Raw genomic sequence first — 13,415 nt, 5'->3', positions numbered from 1 at the left:
CTTGACGGTTTAGCTTGGATCCAATCGATATGAAAGTAATTCAAAGTCTGGCGTATATACAAACGTACCGTAGATTATTCCATTTCCTTTAATTAAATAATCAATAATGTGATAATCTCCCGGCGCCATTGCTAACTCATCAATTTTATCAAATGTATGCCAGCCAATGATGCCTTCTTCGCTTTCCAATTTGTTTTCTCCTGCAAAATCTGTCGCTAAAAAGGAGAACATCATCCATTCAGAAACAACTTTATCTCCTTCTTGGATGACAAAAGTGAAGACCCCCTTTAGTGCTGGGTTCTTTAAATAAATACCTGTTTCTTCACGATATTCGCGAACAACGGAATCTCTTACTGTTTCACCGCGTTCCATTTTCCCGCCCGGTGCAACCCACCAGTTCCGACGAGGCTTTTGTAATAGGAGAACTTCATTATCTTTAATTAACACACAGTTTGTTACCCTTTGCATGCTTCTTCACCTCAGCTACTTATGACAAATTTCTTCATCACATACTTATTTCATTATACTATCAAAAACAGTTTGTCACAATGAAGGAGACTAGCCCCATGAATAAGCTAATCACTACTAGATAAACAAATTTATTCTTCCAAATAATTATAAAAAAATTGTCTTTGCTCTCTTCCTAGGAATATAAAAAAATCCACTTAACGAACTCAATCATTAAGATGATTCTATTACGTAGAATCATCTATTTTTCACTAAAATACGATACAATCGCAAAGCCTAAAATAAACGTAATAATAGAACTTACAATCGACATGCGACCGGCTAGAATTCCTGGGAACACCACCGCAATCGATCCGATAACAAGCCTGATAATAGCCGCAAGTAACCTTTCATAAATTCCTAGTACAACAGCAATTGTTCCACCGCTCACACCAGGCATTAAATCACTAACTCCCATACAAAAACCACGATATATTAAGCCGTTCCATATTGTATAAACTCCTTATTTCTCATTGTCATTTTCCCCGTAAACTCTAATATAACAATAAGGAATCTTGTAATCTAAAGAAATTTTGATAAACATTTGACATTTTAGGGAGAAAATAAAAGAAGAAAGCTACCATCTATGAAGGTAGCTTTCTTCTCTAAAAGGATTCATATCCTTATTTTTCTGTTACAGTTTTTAATTCTTCTAACAACTCTTCTACATAGTGTTGTGCACTTTGCGCTGCGATACTACCATCGCCAGTTGCTGTTACAATTTGACGAAGCATTTTTTCGCGAACATCACCAGCTGCGAAAATGCCAGGAACTTTTGTTTCCATACGTTCATTTGTTTCAATATAACCATTCTCATTTGTAATACCAAGCTCAGTAAATGGTTTTGATAATGGTAACATACCGATGTAAATGAATGCGCCATCTGTTTTGAACTCTTGCTCTTCACCAGTGTTAACATCTACAAGTGTTACACTACCAACTTTACCGTTTTCTTCGTTAATTTCTTTCACAGTATGGTTCCAAATGAAATCTACTTTTTCATTTTGGAATGCACGATCTTGTAAAATTTTCTGTGCGCGAAGAGCGTCACGACGGTGAACGATTGTTACTTTTGATGCGAAACGTGTTAAATACACACCTTCCTCAACAGCAGAGTCTCCTCCGCCAACAACAACAAGCTCTTTCCCTTTAAAGAATGCGCCGTCACATACTGCACAGTATGACACACCACGGCCGCCAAGTTCTTTTTCACCTGGTACACCGATTTTTTTATACTCCGCACCACTTGCAACGATAATCGCGCGTGTTTTATATTCTTTTTTACCAGCTACAACTGTTTTATATTCTTTGCCATCGATGACTTCTTTCACATCACCATATGCATATTCAGCACCAAATTTCTTCGCATGCTCGAACATTTTATTTGATAAATCAGGTCCTAAAATGGATTCATAACCTGGATAGTTTTCTACATCTTCTGTATTTGCCATTTGTCCACCTGGAATACCACGTTCAAGCATAAGCGTGCTTAAATTTGCACGAGACGTATACACTGCAGCTGTCATCCCAGCTGGCCCAGCACCAATAATAATGACATCATAAATTTTTTCTTCTGACACACTATTCACTCCTATTCATTCCTACCATAACTTACCCTCATTATACTGTTAGCATCTGTTTTTTCCCAATGATTTGCCTATGCGTGAGTACGCTTTACTGCTTGCACATATTTTCTCACAGTTGCCACAGATACATTATATATATTTCCAAGTTCGGCCTGTGTCATTTTATTTCTCTGCTGGTCACGCACAATATATTCGATTGCCGCAGACCAACCAAACACATTCGTAAATACCGTCCCAGATGTATATAAACGTATAAAAGTACAAAACCAAAAGTGCAAGCATTCTTCAATCAATTCATCATCTTTATTTGTATAGTTATATAAGGCATCCGCAATTCGAACACATTGTTCAAACGGTTGTAACTCACCCGGAATGCTCTTATGACTACTCATTAAAAAGAAATACTTTGCCAGTTGTGAAACAATTGGGACACGATTTTTCGCCTGCGTCACATCAAAGAAAAAACCAATCTTCTCAGGTGTTGTTAATTCATTCATTAAATACAGTGCTAACATTTGCTCTTCTAACGTTTCACTTTGCTGGAAAGATTTCCGCAATTCTTCAAACAAAACATTCTGTTCTTCATCAGCTAAATTTAATGCATTCCACGGCTCTTTCCCTTTTTTATCAGGGTGTAATTCTACAACAGATTGCCACATTTTTTCCGCTGTATGTTTATCCTCTATCATATAAGCAGAGTATGCAAACCAATAGTAAAAGCTGACATCACCTTCATAACCTTGTCGCTTTAATAACCTTAACCATTTATATGCTGATGCAAAGTGACCGATTGTTGCAAATGTTGTCCCTAACTTTAATCGATGCTCAAATGACATCGGATATACTGATTCTAGTTGCCCCGCTAACGCTTCTACTTGTTTATGCTCTCCAATTGAATATAGAAAAATAAGTGTATTACAAAGCGCATGCATATTACCTGGATTTTTCTCCAAAATCATCTCAGTTAACTTGAGTGCCTGATCTACATTTCCTGATTGAAAATGCGCAATTGCTAAGTTATTATAACCCGACCAAAATTCTGGATAATCTTTCGTTACAGCTTCAAGCGTAGCAATCGCTTCCTCCAATTGTCCGTTACGAATATAGCGATTTGCTTGCTCCTGCATAACAATTAATTCATCTTCATCTTCAATACCTTCCGTATCAAGCGATTCTTCTTCCATAATCTCAAGTAATTCTAACGTATCTTCTACAAATTCTTTTTCTGTTGCTATCTCTAAATATTGCTCCGCATACTTCTTTGCTTGCTGAAATAAACCAAGATATGCGTAATTATTTGCTACAAAATAATAGCACTGTTCAATATCAGCGTTAGAACGAATGAGTTTCAAGAAAATTTGATTCGACTCTTGATACTCTCCCACCTCAGATAATACTGTCGCTAATTGACACAAAATAAACGGCTCTTTCTCACTTTGTGCCGCTCTTCGAAAATATTTAATTGCATCTTGTAATTTATGATTACGATAAGCTTTCATTCCTTTTTTATAAAAGAAATCAGCTAATTGATTAAAAGAGATAACCTGTCCGTTCTCCTTATACATCCGTTGATTTTTCCCCATATATCCTCCAGTTTTTTGTTTTCTTCGCTCATACATTTTTCTATCTATAAGTATAAACGATTCCGTAAAAAACAAAACAGTATATTATAATCAATTATTTCCTTTTTATTCATAAAAAGAGAAGGGAAATGTTACATTTTTAACATTGACCTTCTCCCCTCTGCCATTTCTTCCTTCGTATAAATGATACGCATTGGATTTCCACCTACAAAAGCACCGCTTGGTACATCACGGTGAACAAGCGTACCTGCAGAAACAATGGCACCGTCCCCAATCTCCACACCTGGCAATACAGTTGAATTCGCTCCGATCATCACTTCATTCCCTATGATTACTTCTCCGAGGCGATATTCCTTAATTAAATATTCGTGAGCTAAAATCGTTGTGTTATAGCCAATTACTGAATTTGTCCCAACTGTAATCTTTTCTGGAAACATAATATCCGGCATAGCCATAAGTGCAAATGATGTTTGGTCTCCTACTTTCATTCGTAAAAATGTACGATACAGCCAATTTTTCATTGATAAAAATGGTGTATAGCGTGCAATTTGAATGACTATAAAATTTTTCATTACCTTCCAAAAGGATACTGTTTTATATACATTCCATAATGAGTTTGCCCCTGAAACAGGGTAGCGCGTTGTACGTCGCACTTCGCTTTCTCCCCTTATCCGCTATTCAGACAAAATAGATAACAAGTCGCTCATTTTATCTAATACATAATCTGGCTTATATGATTCTAAATACGCTCTACCTTTAATTGTCCATGCCACGGCTGCTGTTTTCGTACCTGCGTTTTGTCCACCTACAATATCATGGTGGTTATCGCCAACCATTAACGTTTCTTCTGGTTTTGCATTTAGTAGCTCGAGCGCCTTTTGAATTGGTTCTGGATGTGGTTTCACATGTTCCACATCATCAATTGTGACAACAACATCAAAGAACTCGTTTAATTTAGAAAGCTGTAAGCCCATTTCTACCGTTTGTCTTGCCTTCGTTGTGACAATTCCAATTTTGTAACCTTGCTTCTTTAGTTCTTGAACCGTTTCATAAACAGTTTCGTATTCTTCCGCTAGTTCATCATGATGATCATGATTAAATTGACGGTAGCATGTAATCATCTCTTCTACCTTACTTGCATCGATTGAACTAAACGTCTCATGCAAAGACGGACCGATAAATGGCAATACATCTTCACGCTTATACTGATTTGGATAGTACTTGTTTAACGTGTGTAAAAAAGAAGAAATAATAAGTTCATTTGTATTAATTAGTGTTCCATCTAAATCAAATAACACTGTATTTATTTTCATGTGCTTGATCCTTTCCTGCCTGAATATGAAAGAAGCAGCATCTCATACAAGATGCTACTTTTTTCTAGTTTTCTAAATATCTTTTATCAGCTTGCCCCATTTTACGTCTCACAATAATGAAAATGATTGAAATAATAACAAGCCCGATAGACATCACTTGTGCAATACGAAGCGGTCCTAACATTAAGCTATCTGTACGTAATCCTTCTACAAATAAACGTCCAACTGAATACCAAATTATATACGTAAAGAATAATTCACCACGGCGTAAATTCACTTTGCGTAGCAACAATAAAAGAATGACACCGGCAAAATTCCATAATGATTCATATAAGAACGTTGGATGATAATAAACACCATCAATATACATTTGATTCACAATGAACTGTGGTAAATGTAAGCCTTCTAAAAATTGTCTCGTTACTTCACCGCCATGAGCCTCTTGGTTCATAAAGTTTCCCCAGCGGCCAATTGCTTGTCCAAGTAGAATACTTGGTGCTGCGATATCAGCTAACTTCCAGAAGGAAACACCGCGTCTTTTCGCAAAGATAATTCCAGTAATAACTGCCCCGATTAAACCACCATGAATCGCCAAGCCACCTTGACGAATATTAATAATGTGACTCGGGTTTTGCATATAATAATCAAATTCAAAAATAACATAGTATGCTCTCGCACAAATAATAGCAATTGGTACCGCGATTAAAACAAGATCGACAAATGTATCTTTTTGAATGCCTAATCGTTCACCTTCGCGAGTAGCAAGCCAAAGTCCAAGCAAAACACCTGTACCAATAATAATCCCATACCAATAGACTGGGAATGGTCCAAGTTGAATTGCCACGCGATCAAGTTGTGGGACAGACCCTAACAACATATGTATGACCTCCTTCTTACAATTACTCCTGATTCCCTAGCTCAATTGCACTCATTAAGCGCTCAGAAAATTGTTGTGCTGCATTGACTCCCATTCGTTTTAATCTGAAGTTCATCGCTGCTACTTCAATAATAACAGCCAAGTTTCGACCAGGACGAACTGGAAGTGTAATCTTCGTAAGTTCTGTATCTATAATCTTCATTTTCTCTTCATCAAGACCTAGACGATCATAGTTTTTCTTTTGATCCCAAATCTCAAGACTAATTACAAGTGTAATACGCTTATAGTTTCGGACGGCACCTGCACCAAATAACGTCATTACGTTAATGATCCCTAAACCACGAATTTCTAATAAATGCTCAATCAAATCTGGAGAACTTCCTACTAATGTATCTTCATCTTCTTGACGGATTTCAACGCTATCATCCGCAACTAAACGATGACCACGTTTTACAAGTTCAAGTGCTGTCTCACTTTTCCCGACACCACTTTGACCTGTAATTAAAACACCGACTCCGTAAATATCCACTAACACACCGTGAACGGCAGTTGTTGGTGCTAACTTACTCTCTAAATAGTTTGTTAAACGACTTGATAATCTTGTCGTCGTTTGGGAAGAACGTAAAAGCGGTACGCCAGACTCACGCGATGCTTGCAATAATTCCTCTGGCACATCTTGACTACGCGTTACGATAATACAAGGTGTCTCTTCTGTACAAAGAACTTTCATTCTTTCTTGTTTTTGCTCACTTGTTAATGTCTCACAAAATGTAAGCTCCGTTTTTCCAAGAAGCTGGACGCGATCAGCTGGATAATATGTAAAAAAACCTGCCATTTCAATTCCAGGTCGCGATAAATCACTCGTATCAATCGGACGATGAATACCTTCTTCACCACTTACTAATTCCAATTGAAATTGTTCAATTAAATCTTTTGTCCTTACTTTCGGCATATGTAAACCTCCACTCCGCTGCGGGTTCAGTCTCATTTGATGTAAATTTCCATTCTATCCGATATTGTACCATTTTTTTCTGCAAACAAGAAATGTGGTTTTTATTAAATAGAAAAAAACATTTCATGGAACTCATGAAATGTTTTTCCTTTTGTCATTTTTCTATTTCTTTTCAGATAATGGCTCTACAATTACTTTATCAATCAGCATATTAAAAATAGAAATACAGATTGCCGCAATAATTGCTACACCAAATCCTGATATGTTGAAAGCATCACCTAATAATGAATCTGTTATTTCAAGCGTAATTGCGTTAATTACAATTAAGAAGAAACCGAATGTTAAAACAGTAATTGGCAACGTAATTAAAATTAATAACGGTTTTACAAACACATTTAAAATCGATAAAATAATGCTCGCAATAATTGCCGTTTGTATATTTTCTATGTAAAATGCGTCTGGTGCAATTCCCTTTAGAAGACCTGATACAACAATTAACACGACGCTATTCACAAGAAGTGATAGAATCCATCTCATTTTCTTACACATCCTTTTGACATATATACTTAATCATACGCTAATGAATAATAAACGCCAAGTCCCAATGAAAACTAGAAGACTCCTATAACAGCTTATTCTTTCTTTTCTATTGGTATACCTGTCATCCTATCAGTCCATCTTGCAAGAAATATCAACTACATTAAATTAGCAAAATAAAAATAACCAATACTGAAGACATTGTTTGTAACAGGTATTTATGGGGGAGAAAATAGTATGCATTATGATGTAATTGTAATCGGTGCAGGTTCAATGGGTATGGCAGCAGGTTATTTTTTGTCTAAGAGGGGAAAAAATAAATCCAGATGAATCTATACTAGAATTTGGTGAGTTAAAGGAAGATGAAGCAAATTTAGTACAATTTTTGAATCAGTACATACCTAATAATCAACAATTAAAATATAGAAAAATTTGTATGTATATACTTACTCCTGATGAAAATTTCATTATAGATTTGCATCCTAAATATTCAAATGTTGCCATTGCATCAGGTTTCTCTGGACATGGATTTAAATTTGGCAGTGTTGTTGGACAGATTTTAAGTGAATTGATTATTTCGGGTAAGAGCGAACAAGACATTTCTCCATTTTCAATCAAGCGATTTAAAAAGACCCTATAGACGAAATTAAGCCATTATTTGTTCCACTAACGGGTGCTTGAGTTTAAAAAGAACCGTATATTTTATTCATTTCTCTAAGTTCATTTAAATGCAAAATTCCCTGTCTTTTAGTCGAAAACAGGGAATTTTCTATATTCAAAGATTACCGTTAATGTGGGATAAAGTGAAACTTTAATCAGTGGGGTTTTCTCCATTCCCTACTGATTATCAGCCCGCAAATAGCGGGATAAAAAAATCGAGTGTAAAACTCATACTGTTTCACACTCGATTTACTATGTTTCTGTTCCGCACTATCAATCCAACTGCCAATACACTTATTACAACACTTCTACTTCTTCTATCTTCGCTTTCATCCGAGTTGTATCACGCTCTAAAATTCCTTTTAAATATTTCCCTGTATACGATCTCTCTTCTTTTACCACTTGCTCCGGTGTCCCTGAAGCAACGATTTGACCACCTTTGTCTCCACCTTCTGGTCCAAGATCAACAATGTAATCCGCTGTCTTAATCACATCTAAGTTGTGCTCAATCACAAGCACCGTTTCACCATTTTCAACAAGGCGTTGTAATACCTCTAAAAGACGCGCAATATCATGTGCATGTAAACCTGTAGTCGGTTCATCTAAAATATATAACGTACGTCCCGTAGAACGGCGATGTAATTCAGATGCTAATTTCACACGCTGCGCTTCACCGCCAGATAATGTAGTAGCAGGCTGCCCTAATTTCATATAGCCAAGCCCCACATCTACAAGCGTCTGTAGCTTCCGTTTAATTTTCGGGATATTAGCAAAGAACTCTACCCCATCATCAATTGTCATCTCTAACACTTCAGAAATGTTCTTATCTTTATATCTCACTTCTAATGTTTCACGATTATAACGTTTTCCGTGACACACTTCACACGGAACATATACATCTGGTAAGAAGTGCATCTCAATTTTAATAATTCCATCACCGCGGCAAGCTTCACAGCGCCCACCTTTTACGTTAAAGCTAAAGCGACCTTTTTGATAGCCACGTACCTTTGCTTCATTTGTTTGAGCAAACACATCTCGGATATCATCGAACACACCTGTGTATGTCGCTGGATTTGAACGAGGTGTACGTCCGATTGGCGATTGGTCAATATCAATAACTTTATCCAAATGCTCAAGACCTTTAATTTGTTTATGAGCCCCTGGCTTACTTTTTGCCTTATATAATTTCTGTGCTAACGATTTATATAAAACTTCATTCACCATCGTACTTTTTCCAGAACCAGATACACCGGTTACGGCTACAAACGTACCAAGCGGGAATGACATCTTCGCATTTTTTAAGTTATTTTCTTTTGCTCCGATTATTTCAACTTTACGCCCGTCCCCTTTACGTCTCTCAAGAGGAACCGGAATAAATTTCTTACCGCTTAAATATTGACCTGTTAATGAATTGTCGTCATTCATCACTTCAGCTGGTGCACCTGCCGAAACAACTTGCCCGCCATGAATCCCGGCGCCAGGTCCAATATCAAGTAAATAATCTGCAGCCATCATTGTATCTTCATCGTGTTCCACAACAATTAACGTATTCCCTAAATCACGCATCTCCTGCAATGTGCGAATAAGGCGATCATTATCACGTTGATGTAAACCGATTGAAGGCTCATCTAGAATATACAGTACACCAGTAAGGCGAGAACCTATTTGCGTTGCAAGACGAATACGCTGCGCTTCACCGCCCGATAATGTCCCTGCTGCACGGCTTAGTGTTAAGTAATCTAACCCTACGTTAATTAAGAAGCCTACACGCTCTTGAATTTCTCGTAAGATTAAATGAGCAATTTTTTGTTGTTTTTCAGTCAGTTCAATCGTTGAGAAGAAATCATGAACCTCTTGAACAGAATACTTCGTTACATCCGATATTGTTTTCCCGCCAACAAAAACAGCTAAGCTTTCTGGTTTTAAGCGTCCGCCTTTACACTTCGGACACGCTTGCTCCGCCATATACTTTTCCATTTGCTCACGAATATAATCAGAGCTCGTTTCACGGTAGCGACGTTCAATATTCGGAATAACTCCTTCAAATAGAATCTCACTTTCTTTCACTTGCCCAAAGTCATTCACATAACGGAAATACACCTTTTCTTCTCCGCTTCCGTACAGTACTTTATCAAACAAATCTTTCGGAATATCTTTAACAGACATATCCATATCAATACCATAATGATTGCACACCGATTGTAATAATTGCGGATAATACTGTGAACTTGTCGGTTCCCAAGGAGCAATTGCACCCCCATTTAATGATAAATCCCAGTTCGGAATAACAAGCTCTAAATCCACCTCTAGTTTCGAACCAAGTCCATCACAAGACGGACATGCTCCGAATGGACTATTGAAAGAGAACATCCGTGGCTCTAACTCACCGATTGAAAATCCACAATGCGGACAAGCATGGTGCTCACTAAATAATAGCTCTTCTTCTCCAATTACATCGATTAATACACGGCCACCACCAAGTTTGAGTGCACTTTCAAGAGAATCTGCAAGCCGGCTTGCAACTCCTTCTTTTACAACGATACGGTCAATTACAACTTCAATAGAATGCTTCTTGTTTTTATCTAATGTAATCTCTTCAGACACATCAAGCATTTCTCCATCAACCCGAACGCGAACATAGCCTTGTTTCTTGATATCTTCTAAAACTTTCACGTGTGCACCTTTACGTCCTGACACAATTGGTGCTAACACTTGTAATTTCGTACGCTCTGGATATTCGAGCACACGGTCTACCATTTGTTCTACAGTTTGTGATGTAATTTCAATTCCATGGTTTGGACAGATTGGTGTTCCAATTCGCGCAAATAATAGACGTAAATAATCATAAATCTCCGTTACTGTTCCAACTGTTGAACGCGGATTACGACTCGTCGTTTTTTGATCGATTGAAATCGCTGGAGACAAACCTTCAATTGTATCCACATCTGGTTTATCCATTTGTCCTAAGAACTGGCGCGCGTATGCGGATAAAGATTCTACGTATCTGCGCTGTCCTTCTGCATAAATCGTATCAAATGCTAATGATGATTTTCCTGAGCCAGACAATCCTGTCACAACAACTAGCTGATTTCTCGGAATGGTTACATCAATATTTTTTAAGTTATGCGCTCTCGCACCTTTTACAACGATAAAATCTTTGCTCACTATCTTCATCCTTCCGCTTTTAATTCTAGTAGTAAATCTCTTAGCTCAGCTGCACGTTCGAAGTCTAGCGCTTTTGCCGCTTCCTTCATTTCTGCTTCCATCTTCGCAATTGTTTTTTCACGTTCTTTCTTCGTCATTTTCTTAGCTGGTACTGCTTCATATACTTCCGTCTCTTCTGCGGCTGTTGTTGCACGAATCACATCACGTACTTCTTTTTGAATTGTTTTCGGCGTAATACCGTGTTCTTCATTGTAAGCTTCTTGCTTTTGACGACGGCGTTTCGTCTCCTCAATTGCAATTCCCATCGATCTCGTTATGCGATCTGCGTACATGATTACATGACCGTTTTCATTACGTGCGGCACGGCCGATTGTTTGAATCAATGATCGCTCTGAACGTAAGAAACCTTCTTTATCAGCATCTAAAATAGCTACGAGGGATACTTCCGGAATATCAAGTCCTTCTCGCAATAAGTTAATACCGACAAGCACATCGAATTTACCAAGGCGAAGATCACGAATAATTTCAATCCGCTCCAGCGTTTTAATTTCAGAATGAAGATAGTTTACTTTAATACCGACATCTTTTAAGTAATCTGTTAAATCCTCTGACATTTTCTTTGTTAATGTCGTAATTAATACGCGCTCATTTTTCGCAATCCGATCTTGTATCTCTCCTAGTAGATCATCAATTTGCCCTTCAATTGGCCTTACCTCGATTTGCGGATCTAAAAGCCCCGTTGGACGAATAATTTGCTCCACAACTTCCGGTGTATGCTCTAGTTCATATGGACCCGGTGTTGCTGATACGTACACAACTTGATTCGTTTTCTCTTCAAATTCTTCAAACATAAGCGGTCTATTATCCATCGCTGATGGCAAACGGAATCCATGGTCCACAAGCACTTGTTTACGTGCTTGGTCCCCGTTATACATCGCCCTTACTTGGGGTACTGTTACGTGCGACTCATCCATAACGATTAGAAAATCTTTAGGAAAATAATCTAACAATGTATATGGCGTTGAACCAGCTGGACGAAGCGTCAAATGACGTGAGTAGTTCTCAATGCCTGAACAGAAACCCATCTCTCGCATCATTTCTAAATCATAACGAGTCCGTTGTTCAATCCGCTGCGCTTCTAACAATTTACCGTTATCATTTAATTCTTTTAAACGTTCTTCTAATTCTTTTTCAATATTCTCAATGGCAACTTTCATTTTTTCTTCACGTGTAACGAAGTGAGACGCTGGGAAGATTGCCACATGCTCACGTTCTGCTAATACTTCACCTGTTAAGGCATTCACTTCACGGATTCGATCAATCTCATCTCCAAAAAACTCAATCCGAATGCAATGTTCATCAAGCGATGCTGGGAAAATCTCAACTACATCCCCGCGCACCCGAAATGTTCCACGCTGGAAATCGATATCATTGCGGCCGTACTGCACATCAACAAGTTCACGAAGCAATTGATTGCGGTCCTTTTCCATACCAACGCGCAAAGAAACAACGAGTTCACGGTATTCTTCTGGAGAACCTAAGCCGTAAATACAAGATACACTCGCTACGATGATAACATCGTCTCGTTCAAATAAAGCTGATGTCGCTGAATGACGCAATTTATCAATCTCATCATTAATTTGTGCATCTTTTTCAATAAACGTATCGGTTTGTGGTACATACGCTTCCGGCTGATAATAATCGTAATAACTCACAAAATACTCAACTGCATTGTTCGGAAAGAAATCTTTCAACTCACTATACAGCTGTCCCGCTAACGTTTTATTATGAGCCATTACAAGTGTTGGCTTCTTCACTTCTTTAATAACATTTGAAATCGTAAATGTCTTACCCGTTCCTGTCGCTCCAAGCAACACTTGATGCTTCTTACCATTATTAATCCCTGCTACCAGCTGCTTTATCGCCCGCGGCTGATCACCTTGCGGGGAATATTCTGAGACAATCTCAAATTGATGTTCCAAACAAATCCGACCTCCTCATAAAAAATCTGTATTCCCATTTTACCACGAATGCCTATAAAAAAACCAAGAAAACGAACAGATATTCGGTAAAGTTTTCGACAATGAAAACTCTTCACCCTTTACAACGTTTCAAAGATCAGAGACGAATTTTGCTTAGCGTATATTTTCGTTAAAATGTTGACGATACGCCAAGAAACACAAAAGAGTCCTATTTATTTAGGACTCTTTTTTCAGGCTGTTTTTATATCTGAAC

The 13,415-nt window shown here is 37.8% G+C and carries 11 protein-coding genes and 1 pseudogene; 1 reads left to right on the top strand and 11 read right to left on the bottom strand.

Annotated features, from left to right (window positions below; genetic code table 11):
• Window positions 1-9: 9 nt before the first annotated feature.
• The 9 genes and pseudogenes from J4P91_RS11575 to J4P91_RS11535 all read right to left on the bottom strand — a co-directional run bounded on the left by J4P91_RS11575 (window position 10) and on the right by J4P91_RS11535 (window position 7,355).
• On the bottom strand, window positions 10-468 hold the full coding sequence (locus J4P91_RS11575; protein WP_001190078.1) for an NUDIX hydrolase: 459 nt from the start codon (window positions 466-468) through the stop codon (window positions 10-12).
• Between the two features lie 360 nt (window positions 469-828).
• Window positions 829-925 (bottom strand): annotated as a pseudogene (locus J4P91_RS29710) (undecaprenyl phosphate translocase family protein); the annotation flags it as partial.
• 205 nt (window positions 926-1,130) lie between these two features.
• Window positions 1,131-2,087 (bottom strand): thioredoxin-disulfide reductase, encoded by a 957-nt coding sequence (gene trxB / locus J4P91_RS11565; RefSeq protein WP_207994246.1) that lies wholly within the window; start codon window positions 2,085-2,087, stop codon window positions 1,131-1,133.
• Window positions 2,088-2,164: 77 nt separating this feature from the next.
• Window positions 2,165-3,676 (bottom strand): tetratricopeptide repeat protein, encoded by a 1,512-nt coding sequence (locus J4P91_RS11560; RefSeq protein ID WP_207994245.1) that lies wholly within the window; start codon window positions 3,674-3,676, stop codon window positions 2,165-2,167.
• Window positions 3,677-3,807: 131 nt separating this feature from the next.
• Complete coding sequence (locus J4P91_RS11555; protein WP_207994244.1) at window positions 3,808-4,329, bottom strand: acyltransferase; 522 nt, start codon at window positions 4,327-4,329, stop codon at window positions 3,808-3,810.
• Between the two features lie 21 nt (window positions 4,330-4,350).
• On the bottom strand, window positions 4,351-4,989 hold the full coding sequence (gene ppaX / locus J4P91_RS11550) for a pyrophosphatase PpaX (RefSeq protein WP_207994243.1): 639 nt from the start codon (window positions 4,987-4,989) through the stop codon (window positions 4,351-4,353).
• Window positions 4,990-5,053: 64 nt separating this feature from the next.
• The gene (lgt, locus tag J4P91_RS11545) at window positions 5,054-5,866 is read right to left on the bottom strand and encodes a prolipoprotein diacylglyceryl transferase (RefSeq protein WP_207994242.1); all 813 of its coding nucleotides are present in this window, start codon (window positions 5,864-5,866) and stop codon (window positions 5,054-5,056) included.
• A 22-nt stretch (window positions 5,867-5,888) separates the two neighbouring features.
• Complete coding sequence (gene hprK / locus J4P91_RS11540) at window positions 5,889-6,818, bottom strand: HPr(Ser) kinase/phosphatase (RefSeq protein WP_207994241.1); 930 nt, start codon at window positions 6,816-6,818, stop codon at window positions 5,889-5,891.
• Between the two features lie 162 nt (window positions 6,819-6,980).
• Window positions 6,981-7,355 carry a phage holin family protein gene (locus J4P91_RS11535; protein ID WP_017153395.1) on the bottom strand — a complete coding sequence of 125 codons (375 nt, stop codon included), beginning with the start codon at window positions 7,353-7,355 and terminating at the stop codon, window positions 6,981-6,983.
• A 262-nt stretch (window positions 7,356-7,617) separates the two neighbouring features.
• On the opposite strand from J4P91_RS11535, the gene J4P91_RS11530 reads away from it, so the two are divergent.
• Window positions 7,618-7,995, top strand: a complete 378-nt coding sequence (locus tag J4P91_RS11530) for an FAD-dependent oxidoreductase (protein ID WP_207994240.1) — start codon at window positions 7,618-7,620, stop codon at window positions 7,993-7,995.
• Window positions 7,996-8,312: 317 nt separating this feature from the next.
• Here J4P91_RS11530 and uvrA read toward each other — a convergent pair whose 3' ends face one another.
• Window positions 8,313-11,189 (bottom strand): excinuclease ABC subunit UvrA, encoded by a 2,877-nt coding sequence (gene uvrA, locus J4P91_RS11525; protein ID WP_243763814.1) that lies wholly within the window; start codon window positions 11,187-11,189, stop codon window positions 8,313-8,315.
• Window positions 11,186-13,162, bottom strand: a complete 1,977-nt coding sequence (gene uvrB / locus J4P91_RS11520; RefSeq protein ID WP_207994238.1) for an excinuclease ABC subunit UvrB — start codon at window positions 13,160-13,162, stop codon at window positions 11,186-11,188. The genes uvrA and uvrB overlap by 4 nt, the downstream gene beginning before the upstream one ends.
• Window positions 13,163-13,415 lie beyond the last annotated feature (253 nt).

This window comes from Bacillus sp. XF8 (assembly GCF_017498755.1).
GTDB lineage: Bacteria > Bacillota > Bacilli > Bacillales > Bacillaceae_G > Bacillus_A > Bacillus_A bingmayongensis.
The sequence above is the reverse complement of the archived record's forward strand: the minus strand, read 5'-3'. Positions and strand labels throughout refer to the sequence as shown.